The sequence below is a fragment of the Cytobacillus pseudoceanisediminis genome (assembly GCF_023516215.1).
GTDB classification, from domain to species: Bacteria; Bacillota; Bacilli; order Bacillales; family Cytobacillaceae; genus Cytobacillus; species Cytobacillus pseudoceanisediminis.
This window is the reverse complement of sequence record NZ_CP097349.1, coordinates 3,156,038-3,180,431: the sequence shown is the minus strand read 5'-3', so window position 1 is coordinate 3,180,431 and position 24,394 is coordinate 3,156,038. Positions and strand designations below refer to the sequence as shown.

Sequence of the window (24,394 nt, the reverse complement as noted above, 5' to 3'; positions counted from 1 at the left end):
GGAGCGGCAGGCACCGCTCCTTTTACATAATAGGGGGATCTTGTGGAATTGTTTCTTCAGGTAGCTGCCTATTTTATCTTTGCTGCCGGGTCTTTTTATTTCTTTTTCGGCGGAGTAAGAAAACCGGCTGGAAAACACGCGCTAAGGCACAAGAGCTTTATCTTTTTGATCAGCTTCTTAATACTGAGCGGATATTTCTGTTCGGCAGATGATGAGGGTGAAGCCTGTATGCTGGAGCCACTATTCTATTTGCAGATTTCGACATTCTATTTATGAAAGCTGCCCTTCTATTTGCATCCTCCAAAAGGAAATTGCTATTTTAATTAAATACCGAAACAAGTGAAAAGAAAGGACGTGTTATAGATGACAAAAATCGGATTGATCAGGCACGGAATTACAGCCTGGAATAAGGAGGGACGGGCACAGGGAAGCTCGGATATTCCTCTCCATGAAGAAGGATTGGCTGAGGCGGAACGCCTGGCAGAACGGCTTGGCCGAGAAAGCTGGGATGTGATTTATTCAAGCAATCTCCTGAGGGCAAAGCAGACTGCGGAAGCCATCCAGAAGAAAACCGGTTCCATTCCCCTTCACCTCGATCCCCGAATAAGGGAAGTCGGCGGCGGGATGATTGAAGGCACAACCGAAGCAGAGCGTCTTGAAAAATGGGGCAAAGACTGGCGGGAAATGGACCTCGGTTTTGAGCCGAAAGAAAGCATCATTCATAGAGGACTTGAGTTCCTCCAGGAAATCACAGATAAGCACCCGGGCGAAAACGTGCTGATCGTAAGCCACGGTTCCTTCATCCGCCATCTGTTAAGGGAACTTGTGCCGCACACGGATCTGTCCTCCCCGCTGAAAAACACATCCATCACAAAGCTTTTGATCAAAGATAGCCAGTGGATCTGTGAGCTGTATAACTGCACGAAGCATCTTGAGGTGAAGCAGATAGAATCATGTTAAGCCAGTAAAAAAACAGCAGGCTGCCGCTGCTGTTTTTTTATTCATTATGTATCTTCGACTTAAAGTTCGGAAATGTAAACCTGAAAACAGTGCCTTTACCCACTTCGCTTTTGACGCGAACATTGCCATCCATGGCCCTTACAATACTGAACACGACCATCATACCGAGACCGGTCCCTTTGGAGCCTTTTGTAGAATAGTAGGGTTCACCTAAACGCTGAAGCTGATCGGACGTCATGCCGACACCGGTGTCTTTTATTTCGATGGTGATCTGGCTGCTGCTATAGTGTGTTTCTATGTATAATTGCCCGCCGCGCGGCATGGCCTCGATTGAATTTTTAATTACATTCAGAAAGCATTGGTGGAATTTTTGCCGATCACCTTTAATCGATCCGAGGAGGGCAAAATGGGCATTAATCTCTACGGAATTCTGATTGGCGGTCGGTTTTAATATATTCATGACTTGCATTAGTTCTTTTTTTACATTAATTTCTTCGATCTTATCTAAGGAAGGCTTGGAAAAGGTTAAATAATTTTGAATGACCTGTTCCGCCGATTCGAGTTCTGCTTTCACGATGCCCAAATACTCAACCCTTTTTCGCGGCGGCAGCCGCTGTTCCTGTAATAGCTGTACAAATCCAATTGCAGCCGTCAGGGGTTGCGGATTTCATGTGAGATGGCTGCTCCCATTTGCTCCACAGCTTCAAGCTTTTCTGCCCTTACGAGATTTTCACGGATATCCAGATTTCTTTTGGCAAACTCGAATACATATGAAATCATGAAGACACCCAATGGCGGAATCACCAGGTAGGCAAACCAGGCATCAAACCGGTTCTGTGGCGGCACCGATAGTTCCATAACGACAACGGTCAGCACACTTAAAATCAGGGTTATGATAATCGAAAGGCGAATCCTTTTTCGCGGCACCTGCTTCCAAAACCAAGGATAGAGTCTCCAAAGAATAATCCCGAGGGGCAAATATAAAAGAATATTAGAATAAAACCCAGGTTCTACTCCATAAAAACTTCTCATCAAAATCACAGACCCGGCCAATGCGGGGCCGATTCCCGCATATAAACCGCCGATGATGACAGGTATCAATCGTAAATCAAAAAAGTAATGCGGGCTTGGCTGATAGGAAAACTGAAAGCATATCCAGATCATGAACAAAAGCCATATAAAAGAGCAGCCTTTGGAAAACCGGAATTTAGAGCTTTTTTCCGCCCATACCAGCACAATAAACAAGATGACGATCAAGAGCGATAGATTAAAGAAAAAATGCTTTGTGATTTCCACCGTTTCACCTGCCTCTTTGTGAGGTTATAAGAAAATTCTATATTGTTTTACTATTTATGACAATACTCATTTGCTTTTTTTATATAATATTGTCAGAAAATACAAAATTGTCGAGGGTGAAGATTAATATTTCAATGCGAGTGAAATATGGTTTGCCGAAACCTCTTTGTTATTTATTTTAAAAAGATGTATCATTCTAAATTTTTAGAACATATAATAAAATTAAAATAAATAAATAGATTAGAAAGGGTGAAATCCTCTTTGGATTTAATCAAAAAAACGATGGAGATTAATCTGGAACAGCAGAAGCTGATATCCAGCCCGCTAAGGATAAAAATTATTTACCTCCTCGCTAAAAAAGCCATGACAGCCAAACAGGTTGCTGAAGAGCTAGGGAAGTCTGCAGGAAGCATTCATTACCATATTCAGCAGCTTTATAAAGGCGAAATACTGGAGATTGAGGAAACGAAAGAAAACAGGGGAATTATCGAGAAGTATTACCGTTCAAAAGCGACGCAATTCAACTTGAAAGAAGAGAAAGGGCAGGAAAAAGGATCCAGCAGATCAATGGGAATAAGCATCTCCCTCACAGATGATGAATTAAAGGATTTTCAGGACGATTTGTATGATCTGATGGTTAAATACATGGAAAAAAGCGTAAAGGGGGCTATAAAGCGCAATTCATATGAAATCTCCTGCAGCTTCAAATTGCTTAATTCCGAGGAGGAAGATTAGATGGAAACCCAGATTAAAAAAAATATAACACTTTTTCTGACAGGGAAAATGACAGCAGTGCTCGGTTCCTCCATTTACGGTTTTGCCATTGGCTTATATATCCTTGCAGAAACTGGATCCAGTCTGAACTTTGCCATAACCCTCATTCTTAGTGCACTGCCAAGAATTCTGCTTTCCCCTGTTGCGGGCGCCCTCAGTGACAGGTGGGACCGCAAAAAAATCATCATTATTTCCGATTTTGCCTGTGCAGTCTGGCTGCTTGCCATTTTGCTGCTGTATCTTTTTGTCACACAGGAAATCTGGCTCCTCTACACAGCCACAGCTGTTCTAAGCATTTTGAATACCTTTTATTCAGCGGCAGTCACTTCAGCGATTTACAACATGGTCGGTCCTGATACTCTGCAAAAAGCGATGTCACTCAATCAGGCCGCAGCTTCATCATCCGCCATCTTGGGACCTGTTCTTGGGGGCGTCTTCTTTGGCATCTTTCATTTATCATTCTTCATGCTTATCAACATCATCGCCTTCACAGTCTCCGGCATCACCAGTTTACTAATTCAATACAATCTATTTGCAGAGAAAAAAGAAAGACTAGAAGAAAAGAGTATGATCTACGATCTGAAAATGGGCGTTTCATATGTGAAAAATCAGCCGTTCATTAAAAATCTCATTATCATTAGCATCTGGCTGAATTTTTGGTTCGCGGTTTTTCCCGTTGCGATGCCTTATCTGGTTCTGACTGTGCGGGAAATGAGTTCCCTTCAGCTGGGTATTATTGAAGGGGCCTTTTCCGTCGGGATGCTGATTATGTCGGTCGTTCTATCTGCCCGTCCCGAGGTAAAGAGAAAAGAAGTAACCATCTTTGGGGGCGTAATGGCCATGTCCCTCATCATTGCACTGCTTGGCATCCCGAATTTTCCTGGCTTAATGGGCATTTCAAACAGCATCATGTTTCCTTTTTTAATTGGTATGGTCCTGCTGTTATCATCAGTTATCATGGTAATCAATATTCCGGTGATGGTTTTACTGCAAAAAGGCACGCCTGATGCCTATCGGGGCAGGGTTATGTCACTCCTTGAAACAGGAGCAAGTGCCATGACACCACTCGGCTTTATCTTTTTTGGCTTCCTGCTTGAAAAAATGCCTGTCTGGATCCTGATGGCTGCATGCGGAGGCTGTATTCTGGTGCTCATCCTGTATCATCTGCAAAAAAGAACCTTTATCCAGCTGCTGAGAGATGCAGATCAGCCTAAAACAGAGATTAGCCCACAAGCCTGAGAGAAAGCAGTTTTCCGCTGCTTTCTTTTATTTTGCCGTTTATCGCCTAAGTTCTGGGGTATTTCAACATATAGATACATAGTTTGAATCGTAGCCCAGAAGCAATTGCTTCTTATATATAAGGAGGAAAATCATTTGAAACAAGATCCGCAAAACAAAGGTGTAAATGAGCACAGCAAGGACAGGCAGCTTGAAGAGTTTCGCATGGATAATACAGGAAAGAAGCTTACGACGAACCAGGGAGTCAAGGTTTCGGAGGATGAGCATTCGTTAAAAGCTGGTTCCCGCGGCCCGACCTTGATGGAGGACTTTCACTTCAGGGAAAAAATGACGCATTTTGACCATGAGCGCATCCCGGAACGGGTTGTCCATGCCCGCGGTTTTGGCGCACATGGCTACTTCCAGGTGTATGAACCCATGGCAGAATATACCCGGGCAAAGTTTCTGCAGGATCCATCTGTGAAAACCCCGGTCTTTGTTCGCTTCTCCACAGTTGCAGGCTCCCGCGGCTCGGCAGACTCTGTACGTGATGCCCGCGGCTTTGCAACGAAGTTTTATACCGAAGAAGGCAACTACGACTTAGTCGGCAATAATATTCCGGTGTTTTTCATTCAGGATGCCATCAAATTCCCTGATCTGGTTCATTCATTCAAGCCGGAGCCGCATAACGAAATGCCGCAGGCTTCAACGGCCCATGATACGTTCTGGGATTTTGCCGCCAACAATACTGAAACAGCCCATATGATCATGTGGACAATGTCAGACCGTGCCATCCCGCGCAGCTTCCGCATGATGGAGGGCTTTGGCGTTCACACGTTCCGATTTGTGAACGAGCAGGGCAAGGCACGTTTTGTGAAATTTCACTGGAAGCCTGTTCTGGGCACACATTCCCTGGTTTTTGATGAAGCCCAAAAACTTGCCGGAAAGGATCCGGATTTCCACCGACGTGATCTTTGGGAAGCCATCGAAATGGGGAATTACCCTGAATTTGAGCTTGGAGTTCAGATGATTGAGGAGGAAGATGAATTCTCCTTTGACTTTGATATTCTGGATGCAACAAAGCTATGGCCGGAGGAAATGGTCCCGGTTAAGATCATCGGGAAAATGACCCTGAACCGTAACCAGGATAATGTATTTGCTGAAACAGAGCAGGCCGCGTTCCACCCGGGACATGTCGTACCTGGCATTGATTTTTCAAATGACCCGCTGCTGCAGGGACGTTTATTTTCCTATACCGACACCCAGCTGATCCGCCTTGGCGGTCCGAACTTCCATGAGATCCCGATCAATCGTCCGGTCTGCCCGTTCCACAATAATCAGTATGACGGCTACCATCGCATGACGATTAATAAAGGGCCGGTTGCCTATCATAAAAACTCGATGCAGAATAATGATCCAAGCCCTGCCACAGCAGAAGAGGGCGGCTATGTTCATTACCAGGAAAAAGTCGAAGGACGCAAGGTGCGCGAGCGCAGCGACAGCTTCAAAGACCATTACAGCCAGGCGAAAATGTTCTGGAACAGCATGTCTGAAGTGGAAAAGCAGCATATGATCGAGGCGTTCCGCTTTGAAGTGGGCAAGGTGATGAACAAGGATGTGAAGCAGCAGGTTGTAGACATGTTCAGCAATGTGGATAGCTTCCTTGCCGAGCAAATTGCCCTCGGAGTTGGCGTAAAAGTGCCGGATGCTGCGAATGAATCCAAAGTGACGCTCTCTTCGCCTGCTCTTAGCCAAATGAACACAGCTAAATCACCTAAGACCCGGAAAGTCGCCATTCTCGCTGATAATGGATTCAACTATTCTGAAGTCAAAAGCGTAATGGAAGCTTTGAAAGGTGCAGGAATCATGCCGGAGATTGTCAGCAAAAACCTGGGCATGATCAAAGGAGACGGCGGAGAATTGGAAGCAGTGAAAACATTCCTGACCTCTCACTCAGTAATGTATGACGGCATCTATGTGGCAGGAGGAAAAGAAAGTGCTGAAGCCCTGAAGAAGGTGCCGCAGGCCAAGGAATTCGTCAGCGAAGCCTACAAGCATCTTAAAACCATTGCGTTTGGCGGCGAAGGAGCCGAACTGCTGCCTCCAGAAGCAATGAACACGCTGGGGCAATCACAAACCCTATCGGAAATGGGAATCGTCGAAATCAAAGCCGGCGATGCATCCGCAAGCGAAAATTTAATTAATAGCATTGCCATGCACCGGCACTGGGGACGTGCCATATAAGGTGCCATCGAAGCCAGCTGCCCGTTATGGGGAGGCTGGCTTTTTTCTGATTTCTTGATAGATAAAGGACTGACCGATATAGTTGGAAACTGACCGATAAATATGATGAAGTGATTTTGGCCGGTAAATTCCCCACTTTGGCCGGTATTTTCCTAAACTTGGCCGGTGAAACGGCAAAATAGGCCGGTAAATCCCCCATTTTGGCCGCTATTTTCATAATTCTGCTCCGGTCTGCCAGCAGCCGCATAAAATTTTCCCAACATGCAGGTATTCCCCTTCTAAAATAAGAATTCTTTAATACAAACCTGCCAAAACAAAGCAAAAAATGACAGGAAGACAAAAAGAGAAAAAGGTAGGATATAATCAAGGGAGTGATCAGTAATGTCATGGATCGTATCGCTGCAGAAGGCGATTGATTATATAGAGGAGCATTTGCTGGATGAGGATCTTTCCATCGGGAAAGCCGCGGAGGAAGCCAACTCCTCCGTATTTCATTTTCAGCGTACATTCGCCATTTTGACGGATATGCCGGTGGGCGAATATATACGGGGAAGAAGACTGACCCTCGCAGCACAGGAACTGGTCCGAACAGACCGCAAAGTGATTGATCTTGCCTATAAATACGGCTATGACACTCCCGAGGCTTTTACTAAGGCTTTCCGCAGGCAGCATGGCATGACCCCGACTGAAGCAAGAAATTTCTCCGGAAAGCTGAAATCATATAACCGCCTGGTAATTCAGGTGAGTCTGAAAGGGGCAGAACCAATGCAATATGCAATTGTCAAAAAAGAAGCTTTCCAAGTAGCAGGAATCAAAAGGGAGTTCTCATTGTGCAATGAAGAGAATCTGGCCGGCATCCCGAAAATGTGGGATGAAGTGAATAGCAACGGGACTGCTGACAAGCTATTTATGCTGAATAATGGCGAGATTAAAGGAGTTCTCGGTGTGTGTGTCGATAACCGCAGCAAGAAGCCTGACAGCATGGATTATTGGATCGGGGCAAGCTTTAAAGGCGAAAAGCCTGACAGCTTCGAGTGCCTGGAAGTCCCGGCCTCCAAATGGGCGGTATTTGAAGTACATGGCGCCATGCCGCATGCCATGCAAAACACCTGGAAAAAAATCTTCTCAGAATGGTTTCCATCCAGCGGCTATGAACATGCTGCTGCACCGGAGCTGGAAGTCTATACGGCAGGTGATGCTTCCAATTCTGATTATTATTCAGAGATCTGGATCCCGGTAAAATAAACAGGAAAACCTGCAGACGCCATATCTGCAGGTTTTATTTTACACTTTCTTCTTCGGGATTTTTCCAATCCCCAGCTCCTTCGCTTCTTTCTGCAGAGCCTTGATCAGACTGAAGGTCATTAATGCCATGATGACGGAGAAAGGAAGAGCTGCTGCAATCATCGTATTCTGCAGTGCTTGAAGCCCGCCGGAATAAAGCAGAACCAATGAGATGGCAGCAAGCAATATTCCCCAGACCATTTTTATCTTATTGCCAGGATGGTGTGAGCCATTTGTTGTCATCATTCCTAAGACATATGTGCCGGAGTCGGCAGAGGTAATAAAGAATGTACAAATGAGCAGAATGGCGATAACAGAAAGGATCGTTCCCATCGGCAAGTTGGAAAATACACCAAATAAAGCTTCCTCAGTAGCCAATTCGGAAATTTTGGCAACACCGTTATGCTCTTGCATCATTGCTGTCCCGCCAAAAGTTGCAAACCATATGAAGCCTATTAGCGATGGCACAAGGAGGACCCCAAAAACAAATTCCCGGATGGTTCTCCCTTTTGAAACACGGGCGATAAAAATCCCTACGAAGGGTGCCCAGGCAATCCACCAGGCCCAGTAAAAAATCGTCCAGGCATTAATCCATTCCCTGACTTCTGGATCTAACGGCGCAATTCTGAGGCTCATGCCAGGCAAATTCTGCAGATAAGACCCAAGTGTATTGGTGAACAGGTTTAAGATGAACAAAGAAGGTCCCAGGAAAAAGTGAGCAAAAATAGAATCACTGCTAAAATCATATTGGCATTGCTCAAGATTTTGATGCCCTTGCCAAGTCCAGACCATGCGGATATCATGAAAAGAACCGTAACAATAGCCACAATAATGAACTGGACTGTAATGCTAACCGGTATGCCAAAAAGATAAGACAACCCTCCGTTAATCTGCACAGCCCCAAACCCAAGTGTCGTTGCCACACCAATCACAGTCGCAACCACTGAAAGAATATCAATGATCTTCCCTGTTGCTTTCTGTGTATGGTCGCCTAAAATCGGCTTTAAAGTGGCACTGATCAAACCAGGTTCCCCGTGGCGGAAAATAAAGTAAGCCAAAACAAGCGCCACAATTCCATAAATCGCCCATGCATGGATTCCCCAATGGAAGTAAGTATATCTCATGGCATGCCTAATGGCCTGGTCAGTCCCTACCTCTCCGCCAGTTGGAGACCCAACTGCATAGTGATAAATCGGTTCAGCTGCACCCCAGAAAACCAGGCCGATCCCCATTCCCGCACTAAACAGCATCGCAAACCAAGTAGGGCGGGAAAATTCGGGTTTGTCATCCGGCTTCCCAAGCTTAATTCTGCCTAATGGACTTATTAAAAAGTACAAATTAACAATAACGATAAATGATACAAGAATTAAATAATACCAGCCGAATTTATCGGTGATAAAAGCCTGTACATTTGCTGTCACTCTCTCCAGCGAATCCGGGACAAAAACACCGAATAAAACAAGCAATAATAATATGCCCACCGATATATAGAAAACCATTAAGTTCTGCTTCACATACAATCTCCTTTCTTCTAATACCGCTTCCATTAGGATTAAATATATGGCAAGTAATTATGCGGAGGAAAAAGAAATTTGCAGGAAATTACCATATGCTGACGAAATTCCATAGGTATCTGGACAAGGAGGTAAGAGAATATGCTGACATTATTTCGCTATAACTGGCAAGTGCGCGATGAGTGGTTTGAATGGTGCCGCCAGCTCTCAGCCGAAGAGCTGAATGCCAATCGGACTGGAGGAGTTGGGGGCATTCTGGAAACCCTTTTTCATATCGTGGATGTAGAATACAGCTGGATTTGTGCCATTCAGGGCAAGGAAGTGAAAGACCCCCTGTTTTCCGACTATGATGAACTGGAAAAAGTAAGGGCACTTTCTGAAGAATACCGCATGGAATTAGAAAGTTTTTTTCAGGAGGAATGGCCGGTTCCATATAATGAGTTTGTTACACCGCCATGGATGGAGAGGCAATATAAAAAGGGAGATATCCTGAATCATGTCATTGCCCATGAAATCCATCATATCGGCCAGCTGTCTGTATGGGCAAGAGAGATGAATCTAACGCCGATATCAGCAAATCTGATAGGAAGGAACTTGAATCAAATAAGGGGAATGGAAAATGATCAGAAGGCTAACTGAACTAGACGATGAAATTTGCTTCAGCTTTTTAAAGCAGCAGCCGGCTGAGAATCTGTTTATTATTGGAGATATTGAAGCATACGGCTATGAGCAGGAATTCCAAAAGGTGTGGGGAGAGTTCGATGAAAGCGGAAATTTAATCGCAGTATTATTAAAATATGAAGAAAATTACATCCCCTTTGCAGCAGGAGATTTTGATGCCAGGGGGTTTGCGGAAATCATGCTCGGGGATCCGAATCTTGGGATGATGTCTGGCCTAAAAGCTGTAACTGCAAAAATTGAACCTCATCTTTCAAATCGCATAAAAAGAAAACGGGAAACTTATTATGCAAAGTGCGTGGAAATAATGGACGAAGGTATTGATGCATCAGCAGTTTGCCAGGCTGGCCCTGAAGATGCTGAACAGCTGGTGGAGCTTCTGAACAGCATTCCTGAATTCAGCGATTCAGCCATTACTGTTGAACGAAAACGCAGGGGTCTAAAGGATGGCTCATCCCGTTCTTTTTATTACGGAGGAGGGAAAAATGGTCAGCACCGCTTCAACTGCAGCCGAAAATTCCCTTTCTGCCATGGTCGTCGGCGTCGCAACAGATCGTAATTACAAAAAGAAAGGCTATGCCACCCAATGCATGGTCAAGCTCTGCCGCCAGCTTCTTTCGGAGCATAAAGAACTATGTCTGTTTTATGATAATCCGGCTGCCGGCACCATCTATAAACGCATTGGGTTTGAAGATATCGGTTTTTGGATGATGTACACGATAGAAAAGGAAATGTCCTGATCCAGGGCATTTTTTTTGCTGGAATATTTCAAAAAAATCGTCAAATAGGACATATATCACCGAATTAAATAATGAGCTTCCATAAAATAAAGTTTGGGGGGATTTGAAAATTTTATTGGAGGGGTAGGAATGTATCAGCAAATCGCCATGTATGCGACTGTTTTCTTTGTGTTCCTGCTGGCGCTGGCATTTGCGTTTGTCTACGGAGAATCCAAGCGCAGCGGAGAGTATAGCACCATCCAGGAAAAAGGATATAAAATCAGGAAATTCTATTTTCTCGGGCTAATTGCCATTATGGCTTTTGCCACTGTTATGACGCTTGGCAGGCTGCCGTACGACAGCAATCAGGCCGAAGCGGAAGGCTTAAATGAAGGGAAAGTAGTGAAGGTAACTGGAATACAATATGCGTGGGAGATGAGTGAGGAAACATTTAAAGCAGGGGACAAGGTCCAATTTGATGTGACGGCTTCGGATGTTACCCATGGTTTTGGCTTATACAATGAGAATATGGAGCTTGTTGCACAAACTCAGGCAATGCCTGGATATACGAATACAGTTTATTATACTTTTAAAGAACCTGGAACTTATCAAATATTATGCCTTGAATACTGTTCAGCCGGACATCATGTGATGGTTAAAGAAATTGTTGTCGAACCGGAAGGGGGAGCTTCTGATGAATGAAGCGATTCACCCATTAGCCAGGAAAACAGTGGTCTGGCATCTGGCTGTAACTTCACTTGTCTTAATTCTTATGATGATCTTTGGTGTTATTATGCTGATGAATCAGGGTGAAATGATCAGCATCACGCCGCAGTGGTTTTATAAAATCATGACTGCGCACGGAACAGGCATGGTCGGCATCGCTGCATTGGGAGGAACGGCCATCTTATGGTACTTCCTGTCTAAATACGTAAAACTGAACCCTGCCATCCTCATTGTAAACTTTGTCCTTTTTTTAACCGGAGTCTCGATGGTTCTCATCGCCATTTTTGTCTTTGACTTTTCCGATGGCTGGACATTTTTATATCCGCTTCCTGCTCAGTCAGCCAAAATGTATGGGGCGGCAGGTGCGGTATTCTTCTTATCGGGCATGCTGGTTCTTGGCTTTGGTTTTTTAATTCTTTACATGTACCTGGCTGCGAGACTGACAGCAGTTTATGGGGGCCTTGGAAAGGCACTCGGATGGGATATCATTTTCAGGGGGAAAAAAGGATATGGTCCGCCTGCTGCTGTCGTGGCGACTGCCATGGTCATTATAACCAATTCGACTGCACTGCTGGCAGGAGCCACGGTGCTGGCGGCATCCCTCGTAAATATTATCAACCCGGCCGTCACGATGGACCCCCTGCTTGCCAAGCATCTTACGTATGCGTTCGGCCATATCTTTGCCAATTGCACCATCTATATGGCTGTTATTGCCGTCTATGAGGTCCTCTCAGAATATACAAAACGACCGTGGAAAGCTAACAAGGTTTTTTTAATTGCGTGGAACTGCTCGACACTCTTTACCTTAATGATCTATACGCACCATTTACTGATGGACTTTGCGGTGCCAAAATGGATGCTCATCATCGGGCAGGTGTTTTCCTATGCAAACGGCTTGCCCGTTATGGTCGTTACAGCCTACGGAGCGCTGATGATTGTCTACCGCTCGCGGATGAAATGGGACTTTGCATCAAGCCTGTTTTTCCTTTCCATGTTCGGATGGGTGGCAGGAGCAATCCCGGCTATCATTGATGCCACCATTGTCGTCAATCATGTGATGCATAACACGAAATGGGTTCCGGGCCATTTCCATACGTATATGGGAATGGGTGTAGTCGCCATGATTATTGGGTTTATGTATTATTTTAATAAGACCGAAGGCAATCAGGAGCACAGGGGAATCGATACGTTCACCATTGCTCTCTATTTTGTTTTTTATGGGACTTGTGGGCTCTTTCCTTTATGCAGGCGGAATCAGTGCACCAAGAAGATGGTCAGAACACCTGCCGCAATGGGTGCTGTCCGACCAGGTAGGCGCAGTCAGCGGAATCTTTATCGTTCTGGCCGCAATCATCTTCACCGCAAGATTTTTTCCGGGTTAAGATATGTTGGCAGTCAGGTTCCTTACCAAAAAAATCAGCAGCTGGCTGAGAAATAGGCACTCTGGAGATTCTTCTCCAGGGCTTTTTTTATGATATAGTGATAATTAGGAATATTATAAATACATAAAGGTGATCTATGAAAATATTTAATTGGAAAATGGCGTCCTTTCTGCTGACAGGGATTGGAATATCCAGGCTGGGAGATTTTATTTACCTGATTGCTATTAATTTGATTGTCTATGACATGACCGGATCAGCAGCTGCTGTAGCAGGATTATGGATCATAGGTCCAGTCACTTCCGTTTTAACTAATTCATGGAGCGGAGGCTTGATAGATCGGAAAAATAAAAAGAGCATAATGATTTGGACGGACCTGGCCAGAGCCATGGGTGTAGCTCTGATACCATTTCTCGGAAGCATTGGCTTCATTTATGCAGTCCTCTTTCTAATCAGTATGGCGAAGGCTCTATTTATGCCGGCTTCCGCAACGTATATAGCCAAGCTGGTTCCAATTGAAACCAGAAAAAGGTTCAACTCCATCAACAGTCTTGTTACCTCAGGCGCTTTTATCGTGGGGCCAGCCATCGCAGGCGGATTATTTCTGATTGGAACCATCGAAACTGCCATCTATTTAAATGCGGCTTCCTTTGTCTTTTCAGCTGTCATCATCTGGGTGCTTCCAGATATGGATAAAGATTTAAAGTCCCCTTCTGTACAAACATCAGCCTATGAAACGCTCCGGGATGATTGGAAGCAGGTTATCATGTTTGCCGGGAGAGAGGTTTTTATCATTTCTGTTTACGGGTGTTTTCTGGCATTCGGTTTGTTCTCGCTCGCAATGGATTCCCAAGAAGTTGTGTTTATCCAGGATGTTGTGGGGCTGACAGAAGCGGATTATAGTTTCCTTGTCAGCATCAGTGGAATTGGTTTTGCGCTGGGAGCTCTCTTTATCACCATCGTTTCAAGAATGCTTAGCATCAAACAGCTCATGGGCTATGGCATGCTTTTGACCGCAGCGGGTTATCTGATTTATGCATTGGCAGACTCCTTTATGCTGGTGGTCATGGGATTCACTGTACTGGGCATTTTTAATGCTTTCTCAAGTGCGGGATACCAAACCTTTTATCAGAATAATGTGCCTGTGGAAATTATGGGCAGAATGACAAGTGTGATCGGTGTCATCCAAAGCTTTGCTCAGATTATCCTGCTCTTTGGAATCGGTGTTCTCGGAGATCTGTTTCCGCTCCGTTATACGATTGTCATTTTAGCAGTCCTGAATTTAATCCTTGCTCTTTATGTCTGCCGGCAGCTGCTGAAGCCGGGGAAGCAGCAGTATTTTTCAGAAACTACCTCCTCTTAAAAGAAACGCCGGCCCAATTGGACCGGCGCGGGCATTAATTCCTCATAATGATATAAATCAAATACATAATGTAAGAGGCTGCGAGAAAGCCGCCCTCATATTTTCCTACAGCATAATGGCTTCTTGAGAAGATGAGGAGCACAAATGTGATTAAAATTAATATCGTAATATCGACGAATATCTTAGGGTCCACAGGGAGCGGTGATATGGCGGCTGAAGCCCCGAGGACAAACAGGATGTTAAAGATATTGCTCCCAACAATATTTCCAAGAGCGATTTCACTTTCTTTTTTATGGCTGCGGCGACAGAGGTCACCAGTTCCGGCAGAGAGGTTCCGATGGCAACAATCGTTAAGCCAACCAATGTTTCACTCATTCCCAAAGAGTAAGCAATCTCTGTACTGCTTCTGACTACCAAATCACCGCCAAAAATAATGGCAGCCAATCCGGCAATCGTCAAAAGGCTTTGCTTCGTCCATTGTCCAGCGCTTGTTTTTATAGGATCAGCATGGTTACTGCTTCGGCTTTCCCGGGCCACTTCAAATAAATAGTACATGAATACAGCAAAAATCAGCAGCAAAACAAGGCCATCACTGCGTGAAACCACATTGCTGCCGATTGAGTCCAGATATGTATCACTAATGAAAATCATAAGTGCGGCAGTGGCAAGCAAAGTGAATGGAATCTCCTTGCGGATGGTGGTGCTCTCCACTTTCAGGGGAAAAATCATGGCGGTAATGCCGACAACCAGTGTGATGTTAAAAATATTACTGCCGACGACATTCCCGATAGCCACATCGGCATTGCCATCGAGCGCTGCCAGAATGCTGACTGTGGCTTCAGGCGAACTTGTTCCAAACGCAACGATTGTCAGCCCGACCAGCAGCGGAGAAATCTTGAGAAACCCGGCAATTTTTGAAGCGCCATCCACAAAGAAGTTTGCCCCTGCTATTAAAAGGGCAAATCCTATGATCAGAAGTAAATATGACACTTTTCGAAGCACCTCCTATAATTACTATGATTATCCAATTATGGATTGAATTTAGTAAATCTTCAACTAAAAGTCACCGGAATGTTATGCCGGCGGCTTCGTTTGTTTTTCCGCTTCTTTTTTGAGCTCCTCATACCAGATCTGAGTTTCTGAGGAATCTTTGCTGTTAACAAATATCTGCTCATCTTTGACCTCAATGTATAGAATGGGCGTATGCTCTTTTTGGATGAATAATAGGCTGCTGCCATAGCCAGTCACTTTGAAATGTCCCTGTGCAAGAGTAGGGAGGCCGATACCATTTTGTTTCCAGGTTACTTCAGGCATCTCCTCCAATAATTGTACGGACTGAATATCCCGATAATCCCACTTATCTCCGTACATCCCGGAGATTTCAAATGAATCCTCCTCTAATGCCATTTCATAGCCTTTATGACTGGAGACGGTCAGATAAACGATAGGGCCAAACGTTACAATGAAGAGAATGCTGGCAATTATATAACTGCGTTTTCTTTTGGCCGGCACTTCATATCTGGATAAGTAGACGAGTCCGCCAAGCAATATGACCAGCATGAAGCCGAATTGCGCTTCGGCTGCGAATCTGAATTCGGTAAACGAGAGAGGCAGGAGCACCAGCATTCCGATAGCGGTGCCTATAAGCAGGCTTCCGATTTTTTGCGGATACCTGTTTTCTATTAATGATTCTTTCTCTTCTTCGGGCCGCGATGCGAATCCGGAAATGAGCCAGTAAGCCTTTTTGAATCTTACAGCCCACCCGAGAATCAGGAAGAGCGCGATCACGGCAATTTGTGTAATGACAAGTCCGATCATGGGAAAAACCTCCTTACTATTCTTACGGAGAAAACCGCCGTTTTGTTTCGTATTTGGTATAATAATAAGACAGTATCTTTTAAAAAATGTATTGAAATAAGGGGAGGAACATCCTTGAAAAGCAAAAATATTTTATTTTATATATTGCTGGTACTTTTGCTCACTACCGTTGTCAGCATTGTTATGGGCTATCATACCTTCGGCTTTGGGGTAGGGTTTCTGTTCGCATTTCTGTCTCTTTCCACAGGATATTTCTATTCCATGAAAAACCGGGAATATATGCATCAGAATTATCATGCCGACTATGTGGACCGATTAAAGAACGATAAAAAGATCTAAGAGCGGTTCCGCTGGCATTCAGCACTCCTCTATTATATGCTTAATTTAAAATGAATAGAGGAGGCTGGCAATGAGAAACCAGGAAAAGATGGGGCTGCTGCTGGATGTGGAGACGACGGGACTTGGACCAAATTCCGATGAAATCATCGAACTGGCATTAAAGCTGTTTTCCTACCGTGCGGATACAGGGGAGATCCTTGATATTAAGGATAAAGCTGCATTCCTGCGGGAGCCCATAAGCAAATCGGCCAAAAACAATTACAGCCGCGCTTTTAGAGTTCACGGAATTCCTTATGAAGCTGTCAGCGGTAAATGCTTTGATGATATCAAAATAAAAAAATATTTCTTTCATGCCGATTCCGTTTTCGCTCATAATGCATCCTTTGACCGCAGCTTTTTATACCGGATGTATCCTGAAGACATCAACGAATTAAAATGGTATTGCACAATGAGAAGTGTCCCATGGAAGGAATATGGTTTTACAGACAGCAAGCTGCTGACGCTCCTTCAGTCCCATCAGATTGCAGAAAGCCAGACGCATAGGGCTATGGATGATATTACATACCTCTTAGAACTGCTGAAAAAAACAAATCCTGCCGGGGATTTCTATATGCGTGATGTTCTGGCAAAAGGTCCGATGAGAAAATACCAGCCTGCGATGCAGGGCCGGCTTGGTTAAAAGGCAATACAGCAAAAGAGTGCACTCAGGCACTCTTTTTTTGGCAATTTTTCTTTCCTTATTCACTCTTCAGCAGGGGCAGTATGATTTTCACTGTCGTTCCCTTGCCAATATCGCTGTCATATTCTATCGTTCCTTGCATTTCACGGATGATTTTGTTCGTAACCATGCTGCCAAGTCCAGTTCCCTTCGTCTTTGTTGTATAAAAAGGCAGTCCGATATTCTCTAATTGCTCGGATGTCATGCCCCGGCCGTTGTCTGAAATGGTTATTTCAACCGTGTTGTGAAAATAATCAGCAGAGGTGAAAATTTGAATCCTTCCCTTTTCCGGGACTGATTCTATACCATTCTTGATCACATTCATGATGGCCTGTTTTAGGTGGTGTTCATCTCCCTGCACATAAAAAGGCCCTTTATCCGCGTATTCAATCACCACATTGGCATAAGAAGCAAGGGGTCTCATGAGCAGTACGCAATCCTGAATCACGTCATGCAGGGGGACATTAGCCAGATGGAACTGCTCGGGCTTTGAGACTTTTAAATAGTTTGTAATGATGCTGTTTGTACGATCCAATTCCTCAATAATGAGCGGGGAGAACTTTTTTAAGCTCTCATCCGACGTATCCTGGCTCAAATATTGAATGAAGCCCCTCACAGTGGATAAAGGATTTCTGATTTCATGTGCGATGGAAGCTGCCAGCTGGCCGACCATTGTCAGCTTATCCATATACATCATTTCACTGATCTGTTTATTCGTTTTGAAAAGATTTTCGATGACAAAAATAAGTGCAATAAATGTCAGGTAAAACGCAACGAAGTAAGTCAGGTAAAAGAATGTATCAAGAAAAATGACGGCTGTGGCAATGATGGATATATATAAGTAAAAATAAAAGAACAGAATAAAAGAACCAGTCACTACCCGATGGCTGGAATTAAGAAACACTCGTCTTAGGGAAAGGGTAATCACAAATGCCAGAATGGAAACCAAAATTCCAATATAAATGAACTGTCCGCCTATTAAATAGCGGGTAATGACGGTACTCAGCATCACAATAGAGCCGGGAAGCCATCCTGTATACAGCGTCACGATCATGATGGCGACCATGCGCAAATCAAAATGGGTTTCCCCCAGCGTTTCAATAGGATAAAACATGCATAAAAGTGCTCCGAATGAGCCGAGAAGTCCGTAAATCAATTTTTGTTTAAGGGTAAGAGGGGTCTTTGTCTGATATGGAAAAAACAAATTCCCGTTAAACGTAAATGAAAAAAGTATTGTAATGTTTACCAGTAAAGGCTTGATCAGTGTAACCAATAGTCTCCTCCCAGTATAACCAAATCTAGTGTAAGGGAACTGTCCCTATTAACGTAAAATTTGTTTTACCCGGCCAACCTGTCCATCTTCGAGTCTCACTTTTATACCGTGCGGGTGAGAAGGTGACTTTGTTAGAATGTCTTTCACTATTCCTTCTGTCAGCACACCTGTCCGCTGATCCTTTTTAAGAACAATTTTTACTTTTAACCCAGGCGCGATTGCAGCGCGATTCTGCCCTTCCATTATACACCCGTCCGTTTCCGCTGGTTATTGGTCTTCTTTGTCTGCTGGCTTTTCAATGCTTTCGCCGATTTAACCGGAGTATTATTGAACTTTCCGCCTGCCTGCTCTTGTTTTTTATTCATAAGCTGCTGTTTCATTGCTTCTTTTAAGCTGATTTTTTTCGATTATTGTCTTCTATATGAGTCATGTTAGAGTCTCCTTTATCTACATATCCCTCTATTATAAATCATTAAACAGTTAAAGGAAATTTCACAGAGAAATAATCTTTTTACCTGTAACTTTTCAGAAAAATAAGTCTTTTAGACCACGAGAAATCTTATAAACCATCCTTTGTTCCTATTTTGAAAATACTGAATATTTTGTACTATTTAGATTACAGAAACAGATTATAGGGAGTGAGTCAAATGTTAAAAGTTCTATCCACTTCAGCTTTATCCCTTGCTTTAGCAGGAAGTGCCGTTTTTGCAGGAGCGGGACCGGCAGATACTCAGGCAAAGCAGGAAAGTAAATATCAAATCAGTCTTGCCCATCATGTAGGTGCGTCGCCGGAGCTTGCTGCAAAAGCAAAGGAATTGGGAATCGATCTATCAAAGGTCGATCCGGCTGAGAAAGCAGCAAAGGCAGGAGCCAAGTTCCAGCAGCCTGGTGACAATCATGTGGCGTATAAAGCAGCAACAGGAGATATACCGGTTCTTGTTCTTCTGGCAAAGTATTCGGATGGTGATGAGCCGGTCGGTGATATGCCTGGACAAGTTCCAGCTGAGTATTATGAGGATTTAATTTTTGGAACAGAGTATAATCCTTATGAGCTTCCTCAATTCCAGAAATATGATGGTGAGAATGTTCCAAAGGACCGCACGATGCAAAATGCTTATAAAGAATCCAGCTATGGAAAAACCAACCTGGTCCGCAAGGAAAACACCGAATTTGTATGGGTAGAGATGCCTAAAGGTGCTTCATACTACTTGGATCAGGAAGGTAAATATGCTGAAAATGGTACATACGTTAATGGCAATGTGAATGGGGATGCCCATACAGGCGAATTCATCCGTGACTTGCTGAAAGCGGCAGACGAGCAGGTTGACTTCTCGAAGTATGCTGAGAATGGGGAAGTGCCTAATATCTTCGTCATTCATGAAGGTACAGGAGCTGAATTCAGCCGTGACCCGGCACAGTTCTGGTCACATAAGTGGAGCCTGCTAAGTGCTTTATATTATGGGAAATACTATGAAACTGGCAAACCTGCAGATGTACATGCTGGCATGTCTCAAAATGAATGGATTAATAAAACAGTTGCAGAAGATATGACCTATGACGGAGTAGTAGTCAATAACTACAACATTCAGCCAGGCATCGGCGGAAACGTTGCCGGTTTCGATGCAGCTACTAATACCTACAAAGAAGAAGCAAAAACGGGTCCATTCCCTGCACAAACCGGGGTTTACGCTCATGAATTTGGACATGCGCTAGGATTGCCTGATTTCTATGATACGGTTTACAGCTCTGAAGGTGTAGGAAACTACTCAATGATGGCAGGCGGCTCCTGGATGCGCTATCCGGATGCTGCAGCTTATGCAGGAAACTCTCCAACGCACTTTGATCCGTTCTCTAAGATATTCTTGGGGTGGGTAAATCCAATTGAAGTAAAGCCTGAAGATGGCGTGAAAGAAATCACGCTTCCGGCGATCAATAAAGCAACTGCTGATAACGGCATCGTCAAAATGGAAGTGCCGGGCTCTAATGGCACTGAATACTTCCTATTTGAAAACGTTCAGCAGGATGGCTTTAACAAAGGCTTAATTCGCCAGGGGCAGATTCTAAAGGGTTAATGGCATGGCACGTAGATGAGAACATCATCAACCTGTACCAGACTGCCGGCTTCCGTCCGAATAATGTGGAAAACTGGATGAACAAACGCTTCCAGTACAACCAATCTGAAACAGCAAGTGATGGTACAGTTGTAACTCACTACGGTTTATCTGTTCTTCAGGCTGATGGCAAGTATGACTTGGAGAAAAATCTAAACCGCGGTGATGCAGGAGATTTCTTCAAAACCGGAGGGAAAATCACACCTGTATCCGGAAATGTTCACACTGGTTCTTACTACTTCTGGAAGGGCTATAGCTCAACGCCGGCTGATTCCGGAATCCATGTAACTGACATTAAAGAAAATGCCGATGGATCCATCACGGCGAAATTCTACTATAATACAAACAGCAGCAAAAAATAATAAACTAAAAATCCGAGCGGGTTGGCCTGCTCGGATTTTGGTTTAAAGACTATTTTTTTCATAAACTTTTAAGTTAGCATAAATCGCACCGATAACAGGAGCATCCAAATCCAGCAGCTCAGCTTTTTTCAGCAAATATCCAAAGAAATGATCGGCTTCGATAGCCTGCTGCTTTTCCATATCGCGCTGCAGGGAGGATTTCATTTCATAGCCCATTTCGTTTATTTTTTGCACCTGCGCATCTTCAATCCCATCAGCCAGCGGAGCATCCAAGCCCCTCATAATAGCAGATGCTTCCTTCAAAACTATTTTAACGGTATTTAATCCGAATGCCTGATCTCGAATCGGCCCGATGGGTGAACGGAACAGGGAAGTGACACCAGAAAGTGTGGAGATAAAGAGGTACTTATGCCACATCTCCTGCTCGATATTTTCGGATAGGCGGAAGTTTGCTTTTGTACCTGAAAATGCCTCTTGAAGCTTCAGGATCCGCTCTGTTTTTTCACCGGATCGTTCCCCAAAAACAAAGTCATGGACCGGGCTTGTCTGAATCACTTTCCCATTTTCACCAAGAGTGGTTTCAATAAAGCAAAGGCCGCCAAGAACGTTCGCTGCCCCAAAAGCGGCTGTTAGTTGATCCATATGTGCGATTCCATTTAAGAGAGGAAGAATCAAGGTACTATCGCCTGTGAAGGGACGGATATCCTCTATAGCTCCCTCAAGATGATAGGCTTTTGTAGAGAGCAGGATGACATCGAATGCATCTGCCTTTTCTCCGGCCTGGATCGTTTTCGGCTCAGGAAAAGTCATATCCCCATGCACACTTTCCGCTAGAAGCCCGTATTTCTCAAGCTGCTGCTTTCGTTTCTCCCTTACCAAAAAAGTAACATCCTCGCCTTTTTCCAAAAGTCTTCCGCCAAAATAGCCGCCAATGGCGCCGGCTCCGACAACTAATATTCTCATTTTTTTGTGCCTCCTTAGGTTAAATGGAAAAGTGCACGCATGAACGTGCACTTTTGCTAAGTTAAATAGTAGAATAATCCGATTACAAATATTGCACCAAAAATCAATTTAGCAAGGAGAGGAAGAGAATCTGTCCCTTTTTCGTTTACTTTCTTCTCTTCCTCATTTACCGTTTCACGGTATTTTGGACTGCAGCAGCCCATTAAGCGGATTTCTTCCAGCCGGAAATATCTTCTTCCAGCGGCAGGTTATTCGCCCGAGCCTTTTTAGCAGCGGAGAAGAATAGTGCCACTAGAATGACGGTACCGATGGCTCCGCCAATCCAGGAAGCATTCATTGATAAACCGAACCCGATTTGCGCATTAAAGATATACGTTAGGACCATTAACAGCATGAAGATTCCAGGTATAAGGGAAATCCAGTAATTTTTCTTCGCGATATACAAGTACATGGCACCGACAAACAGCGCGATAACCGCAGTTGATTGGTTAGCCCAGCTGAAGTATCTCCATAAGATGTTAAAGTCGATTTGCGTAAGTGCCAAAGAAAGAGCAAACAATGGGATAGCGATCCACAAACGGCTGGAAATTTTCTTCTGGGAGAAGTTAATATAGTCAGCAATAATCATTCGTGCACTTCGGAAAGCTGTATCTCCGGAAGTGATCGGAAGGACCACGACACCAAGAATCGCAAGTGTTCCGCCGATTGCCCCAAGCATTAAGGTAGAAGCTTCGCTTACAACGGCACCAGGACCTCCGTTAGCAAGGAAATCACTTAATCCGTTATAACCATCGAATAAGCTCATTGCGGCAGCAGCCCAGATCATGGCGATAACACCTTCTGCAATCATCATGCCATAGAAAATCTTGCGTCCCTGATTTTCATTCTGAGTTGTACGGGAAATAATCGGCGTCTGTGTTGCATGGAAACCGGAAAGAGCACCGCAAGTGATAGTGAAAAACAGCAATGGGAAAATAGGTGCGTTAGCCGGATGGAAATTCTGCAGAGAAATTTCCGGAATATCGGCACCAGTTGCCACTAAACCAATACCTACGCCAAATGCGCTGATTAAAAGCAATGCGCCAAAGTATGGGTACAGGCGTCCGATGATTTTATCAACAGGCAGCAAAGTCGCCAAAATATAATAGATGAAAATTGCAGCAATGATTAGAGTTAGTGAGATTTTTTGATCCATTACCACATAAAGCAGATCAGCCGGAGTTGTAACAAACACCGTACCAACCAATAACAGAAGAAGAACGGCGAAAGCGTTCACAACATGCTTCATGACTTTCCCGAGGAACTTGCTCGCAAGCTCAGGCAAATGCGCGCCGCGGTTGCGGATCGAAATCATTCCAGTTAAATAATCATGAACGGCACCGGCAAAAATACAGCCGACCACGATCCAGATAAAGGCTACAGGTCCGTAAAGCGCTCCCATAATCGGGCCGAAAATCGGACCAGTACCTGCAATATTCAATAGCTGAATCAACGAGTTCTTTGGTGTGCTCATTGCGATATAGTCCACACCGTCAGCATGCGTGTAGGCCGGAGTCGTCCGTGCCTCCTTCACACCGAATACTTTTTCAACAAACTTGCCGTACGTAAAATAACCAATAATTAAAAGTGCAATACAGACTAAAAAAGTAATCATCATTATCCCCCTTTATGAATGCGTTTACATTAATTATATAAGAAGAGAAGGAAATTTGAACAATTTGTGTCCAACATGTAAAAAACAAAGATTAAAATGCAGTGATGGGGGATTAACATGCATCGAAGGGTGGGAATGTATAGAAAATTCGTTATATTTAGTGGTTAGCAGTCCAGTTAAACTAAATATATAGTGCCAAAGCGATATGGAGAGCGCAATCCCCATCGATTTTGGCGCAATTCCCAGTAAAAAGAGCGCAAACCCGTTCTCAAAGCGCAAAAACATCCAGATAAGCGCAAACAGGCAAAATAACAGCGCGAAACCGAAGCAGAAGAGCGCAATCCCCATCGATTTTGGCGCAATTCATAGTAAAAAGGGCGCAAACCCGATTTTAAAGCGCAAAAACATCCCAGATAAGCGTAAACAGACATAATAACAGCGCGAAACCGAAGCAGAAGAGCGCAATCCCCATCGATTTTGGCGCAATTCCCAGTAAAAAGAGCGCAAACCCGTTCTTAAAGCGCAAAAACCTCCCAGATAAGCGCAAACAGGCAAAATAACAGCGCGAAACCGAAGCAGAAGAGCGCAATCCCCATCGATTTTGGCGCAATTCCCAATAAAAGAGCGCAAACCCGTTCTCCAAGCGCAAAAACATCCCAGATAAGCGCAAACAGACACAATAACAGCGTGAAATCGAAGCAGGGAAGCGCAATCCCCATTGATTTTGGCGCAATTCCCAGTAAAAAGAGCGCAAACCCGTTCTCGAAGTGCAAAAACCTCCCAGATAAGCGCAAACAGGCAAAATAACAGCGAGAAACCGAAGCAGGGAAGCTCAATCCCCATTGATTTTGGCGCAATTCCCAGTAAAAAGAGCGCAAACCCGTTCTCAAAGCGCAAAAACATCCCAGATAAGCGCAAACAGACACAATAACAGCGCGAAACCGAAGCAGGAGAGCGCAATCCCCATCGATTTTGGCGCAATTCCCAATAAAAGAGCCCAA

24 protein-coding genes and 3 pseudogenes are annotated in these 24,394 nt (G+C 44.3%); 15 read left to right on the top strand and 12 right to left on the bottom strand.

Annotated elements, in window-relative coordinates; all coding sequences use genetic code 11:
- Positions 1-42 precede the first annotated feature (42 nt).
- Both M5V91_RS17030 and M5V91_RS17025 read left to right on the top strand, forming a co-directional pair.
- Positions 43-276, top strand: coding sequence for a hypothetical protein (locus M5V91_RS17030; protein ID WP_251174017.1), 234 nt, complete (start codon positions 43-45; stop codon positions 274-276).
- Between the two features lie 87 nt (positions 277-363).
- On the top strand, positions 364-960 hold the full coding sequence (locus tag M5V91_RS17025; protein ID WP_019382630.1) for a histidine phosphatase family protein: 597 nt from the start codon (positions 364-366) through the stop codon (positions 958-960).
- 37 nt (positions 961-997) lie between these two features.
- On the opposite strand, the gene M5V91_RS17020 is transcribed toward M5V91_RS17025, so the two are convergent.
- Both M5V91_RS17020 and M5V91_RS17015 read right to left on the bottom strand, forming a co-directional pair.
- The gene (locus M5V91_RS17020) at positions 998-1,570 is read right to left on the bottom strand and encodes an ATP-binding protein (protein ID WP_369425991.1); all 573 of its coding nucleotides are present in this window, start codon (positions 1,568-1,570) and stop codon (positions 998-1,000) included.
- A 41-nt stretch (positions 1,571-1,611) separates the two neighbouring features.
- Complete coding sequence (locus M5V91_RS17015) at positions 1,612-2,256, bottom strand: sensor histidine kinase family protein (protein ID WP_284521362.1); 645 nt, start codon at positions 2,254-2,256, stop codon at positions 1,612-1,614.
- A gap of 261 nt (positions 2,257-2,517) precedes the next feature.
- Here M5V91_RS17015 and M5V91_RS17010 point away from each other — a divergent pair, with 261 nt between their 5' ends.
- From M5V91_RS17010 to M5V91_RS16995, 4 genes are all read left to right on the top strand, one after another.
- Positions 2,518-2,991, top strand: coding sequence for an ArsR/SmtB family transcription factor (locus M5V91_RS17010; RefSeq protein ID WP_019382628.1), 474 nt, complete (start codon positions 2,518-2,520; stop codon positions 2,989-2,991).
- Positions 2,992-4,269, top strand: a complete 1,278-nt coding sequence (locus M5V91_RS17005; RefSeq protein ID WP_019382627.1) for an MFS transporter — start codon at positions 2,992-2,994, stop codon at positions 4,267-4,269.
- Between the two features lie 135 nt (positions 4,270-4,404).
- Positions 4,405-6,492 (top strand): catalase, encoded by a 2,088-nt coding sequence (locus tag M5V91_RS17000; protein ID WP_251174015.1) that lies wholly within the window; start codon positions 4,405-4,407, stop codon positions 6,490-6,492.
- A 381-nt stretch (positions 6,493-6,873) separates the two neighbouring features.
- The gene (locus M5V91_RS16995) at positions 6,874-7,737 is read left to right on the top strand and encodes an AraC family transcriptional regulator (protein WP_061791927.1); all 864 of its coding nucleotides are present in this window, start codon (positions 6,874-6,876) and stop codon (positions 7,735-7,737) included.
- 39 nt (positions 7,738-7,776) lie between these two features.
- On the opposite strand, the pseudogene M5V91_RS16990 reads toward M5V91_RS16995, so the two are convergent.
- A pseudogene (locus M5V91_RS16990) lies at positions 7,777-9,290 on the bottom strand (glycine betaine uptake BCCT transporter).
- Positions 9,291-9,431: 141 nt separating this feature from the next.
- Here M5V91_RS16990 and M5V91_RS16985 point away from each other — a divergent pair.
- The 5 genes and pseudogenes from M5V91_RS16985 (at position 9,432) to M5V91_RS16965 (ending at position 14,155) form a co-directional block, all read left to right on the top strand.
- Positions 9,432-9,929, top strand: a complete 498-nt coding sequence (locus tag M5V91_RS16985; RefSeq protein WP_009335047.1) for a DinB family protein — start codon at positions 9,432-9,434, stop codon at positions 9,927-9,929.
- Positions 9,910-10,708, top strand: a pseudogene (locus tag M5V91_RS16980) (GNAT family N-acetyltransferase). The gene M5V91_RS16985 and the pseudogene M5V91_RS16980 overlap by 20 nt, the downstream one beginning before the upstream one ends.
- Before the next feature lie 129 nt (positions 10,709-10,837).
- On the top strand, positions 10,838-11,389 hold the full coding sequence (locus M5V91_RS16975; RefSeq protein WP_284521361.1) for a cupredoxin domain-containing protein: 552 nt from the start codon (positions 10,838-10,840) through the stop codon (positions 11,387-11,389).
- Positions 11,382-12,851 carry a cbb3-type cytochrome c oxidase subunit I gene (locus M5V91_RS16970; RefSeq protein ID WP_284521360.1) on the top strand — a complete coding sequence of 490 codons (1,470 nt, stop codon included), beginning with the start codon at positions 11,382-11,384 and terminating at the stop codon, positions 12,849-12,851. Before M5V91_RS16975 ends, M5V91_RS16970 begins: the two co-directional genes overlap by 8 nt.
- A gap of 80 nt (positions 12,852-12,931) precedes the next feature.
- A complete protein-coding gene (locus M5V91_RS16965) occupies positions 12,932-14,155 on the top strand; it encodes an MFS transporter (protein ID WP_284521359.1) in 1,224 nt (407 codons plus the stop codon).
- Positions 14,156-14,189: 34 nt separating this feature from the next.
- Here the strand turns inward: M5V91_RS16965 and M5V91_RS16960 are convergent.
- Both M5V91_RS16960 and M5V91_RS16955 read right to left on the bottom strand, forming a co-directional pair.
- Positions 14,190-15,145 (bottom strand): annotated as a pseudogene (locus M5V91_RS16960) (calcium/sodium antiporter).
- Between the two features lie 84 nt (positions 15,146-15,229).
- Positions 15,230-15,973, bottom strand: a complete 744-nt coding sequence (locus M5V91_RS16955; RefSeq protein ID WP_061791934.1) for a DUF3784 domain-containing protein — start codon at positions 15,971-15,973, stop codon at positions 15,230-15,232.
- Positions 15,974-16,087: 114 nt separating this feature from the next.
- On the opposite strand from M5V91_RS16955, the gene M5V91_RS16950 reads away from it, so the two are divergent.
- Both M5V91_RS16950 and M5V91_RS16945 read left to right on the top strand, forming a co-directional pair.
- On the top strand, positions 16,088-16,312 hold the full coding sequence (locus M5V91_RS16950; protein ID WP_009335040.1) for a hypothetical protein: 225 nt from the start codon (positions 16,088-16,090) through the stop codon (positions 16,310-16,312).
- Between the two features lie 70 nt (positions 16,313-16,382).
- Positions 16,383-16,991, top strand: a complete 609-nt coding sequence (locus M5V91_RS16945; protein ID WP_217025795.1) for an exonuclease domain-containing protein — start codon at positions 16,383-16,385, stop codon at positions 16,989-16,991.
- Positions 16,992-17,049: 58 nt separating this feature from the next.
- Here the strand turns inward: M5V91_RS16945 and M5V91_RS16940 are convergent, their stop codons facing one another.
- From M5V91_RS16940 to M5V91_RS16930, 3 genes are read right to left on the bottom strand one after another with little or no spacing between them, the layout of a single operon-like run.
- Positions 17,050-18,303 carry an ATP-binding protein gene (locus M5V91_RS16940; protein ID WP_009335038.1) on the bottom strand — a complete coding sequence of 418 codons (1,254 nt, stop codon included), beginning with the start codon at positions 18,301-18,303 and terminating at the stop codon, positions 17,050-17,052.
- Between the two features lie 48 nt (positions 18,304-18,351).
- Positions 18,352-18,546 carry a YwbE family protein gene (locus M5V91_RS16935; RefSeq protein WP_009335037.1) on the bottom strand — a complete coding sequence of 65 codons (195 nt, stop codon included), beginning with the start codon at positions 18,544-18,546 and terminating at the stop codon, positions 18,352-18,354.
- Positions 18,546-18,668: a hypothetical protein gene (locus M5V91_RS16930; protein WP_284522317.1), complete on the bottom strand. Its 123-nt coding sequence runs from the start codon at positions 18,666-18,668 to the stop codon at positions 18,546-18,548. Before M5V91_RS16930 ends, M5V91_RS16935 begins: the two co-directional genes overlap by 1 nt.
- A 282-nt stretch (positions 18,669-18,950) precedes the next feature.
- Here M5V91_RS16930 and M5V91_RS16925 point away from each other — a divergent pair, with 282 nt between their 5' ends.
- Positions 18,951-20,375 carry a M6 family metalloprotease domain-containing protein gene (locus M5V91_RS16925; protein ID WP_284521358.1) on the top strand — a complete coding sequence of 475 codons (1,425 nt, stop codon included), beginning with the start codon at positions 18,951-18,953 and terminating at the stop codon, positions 20,373-20,375.
- Positions 20,375-20,776, top strand: a complete 402-nt coding sequence (locus tag M5V91_RS16920; RefSeq protein WP_284521357.1) for a hypothetical protein — start codon at positions 20,375-20,377, stop codon at positions 20,774-20,776. The genes M5V91_RS16925 and M5V91_RS16920 overlap by 1 nt, the downstream gene beginning before the upstream one ends.
- 42 nt (positions 20,777-20,818) lie before the next feature.
- On the opposite strand, the gene M5V91_RS16915 is transcribed toward M5V91_RS16920, so the two are convergent.
- From M5V91_RS16915 to M5V91_RS16900, 4 genes are all read right to left on the bottom strand, one after another.
- Positions 20,819-21,739: a ketopantoate reductase family protein gene (locus M5V91_RS16915; protein WP_009335034.1), complete on the bottom strand. Its 921-nt coding sequence runs from the start codon at positions 21,737-21,739 to the stop codon at positions 20,819-20,821.
- A gap of 56 nt (positions 21,740-21,795) precedes the next feature.
- Positions 21,796-21,942 carry a hypothetical protein gene (locus M5V91_RS16910; RefSeq protein ID WP_019382616.1) on the bottom strand — a complete coding sequence of 49 codons (147 nt, stop codon included), beginning with the start codon at positions 21,940-21,942 and terminating at the stop codon, positions 21,796-21,798.
- The gene (locus M5V91_RS16905) at positions 21,942-23,393 is read right to left on the bottom strand and encodes a carbon starvation CstA family protein (protein ID WP_217025791.1); all 1,452 of its coding nucleotides are present in this window, start codon (positions 23,391-23,393) and stop codon (positions 21,942-21,944) included. The genes M5V91_RS16910 and M5V91_RS16905 overlap by 1 nt, the downstream gene beginning before the upstream one ends.
- 515 nt (positions 23,394-23,908) lie before the next feature.
- Positions 23,909-24,394 carry a hypothetical protein gene (locus tag M5V91_RS16900; protein WP_284521356.1) on the bottom strand — a complete coding sequence of 162 codons (486 nt, stop codon included), beginning with the start codon at positions 24,392-24,394 and terminating at the stop codon, positions 23,909-23,911.

What these genes read in the sequence shown, in the direction of transcription:
- M5V91_RS17025 (WP_019382630.1), top strand. Translation starts at nt 364, where the DNA reads ATGACAAAAATCGGATTGATCAGGCACGGAATTACAGCCTGGAATAAG.
- M5V91_RS17005 (WP_019382627.1), top strand. Translation starts at nt 2,992, where the DNA reads ATGGAAACCCAGATTAAAAAAAATATAACACTTTTTCTGACAGGGAAA.
- M5V91_RS16995 (WP_061791927.1), top strand. Translation starts at nt 6,874, where the DNA reads ATGTCATGGATCGTATCGCTGCAGAAGGCGATTGATTATATAGAGGAG.
- M5V91_RS16985 (WP_009335047.1), top strand. Translation starts at nt 9,432, where the DNA reads ATGCTGACATTATTTCGCTATAACTGGCAAGTGCGCGATGAGTGGTTT.
- M5V91_RS16975 (WP_284521361.1), top strand. Translation starts at nt 10,838, where the DNA reads ATGTATCAGCAAATCGCCATGTATGCGACTGTTTTCTTTGTGTTCCTG.
- M5V91_RS16970 (WP_284521360.1), top strand. Translation starts at nt 11,382, where the DNA reads ATGAATGAAGCGATTCACCCATTAGCCAGGAAAACAGTGGTCTGGCAT.
- M5V91_RS16965 (WP_284521359.1), top strand. Translation starts at nt 12,932, where the DNA reads ATGAAAATATTTAATTGGAAAATGGCGTCCTTTCTGCTGACAGGGATT.
- M5V91_RS16955 (WP_061791934.1), bottom strand. Translation starts at nt 15,973, where the DNA reads ATGATCGGACTTGTCATTACACAAATTGCCGTGATCGCGCTCTTCCTG.
- M5V91_RS16945 (WP_217025795.1), top strand. Translation starts at nt 16,383, where the DNA reads ATGAGAAACCAGGAAAAGATGGGGCTGCTGCTGGATGTGGAGACGACG.
- M5V91_RS16935 (WP_009335037.1), bottom strand. Translation starts at nt 18,546, where the DNA reads ATGGAAGGGCAGAATCGCGCTGCAATCGCGCCTGGGTTAAAAGTAAAA.
- M5V91_RS16930 (WP_284522317.1), bottom strand. Translation starts at nt 18,668, where the DNA reads ATGAATAAAAAACAAGAGCAGGCAGGCGGAAAGTTCAATAATACTCCG.
- M5V91_RS16925 (WP_284521358.1), top strand. Translation starts at nt 18,951, where the DNA reads ATGTTAAAAGTTCTATCCACTTCAGCTTTATCCCTTGCTTTAGCAGGA.
- M5V91_RS16920 (WP_284521357.1), top strand. Translation starts at nt 20,375, where the DNA reads ATGGCATGGCACGTAGATGAGAACATCATCAACCTGTACCAGACTGCC.
- M5V91_RS16915 (WP_009335034.1), bottom strand. Translation starts at nt 21,739, where the DNA reads ATGAGAATATTAGTTGTCGGAGCCGGCGCCATTGGCGGCTATTTTGGC.
- M5V91_RS16910 (WP_019382616.1), bottom strand. Translation starts at nt 21,942, where the DNA reads ATGGGCTGCTGCAGTCCAAAATACCGTGAAACGGTAAATGAGGAAGAG.
- M5V91_RS16905 (WP_217025791.1), bottom strand. Translation starts at nt 23,393, where the DNA reads ATGATTACTTTTTTAGTCTGTATTGCACTTTTAATTATTGGTTATTTT.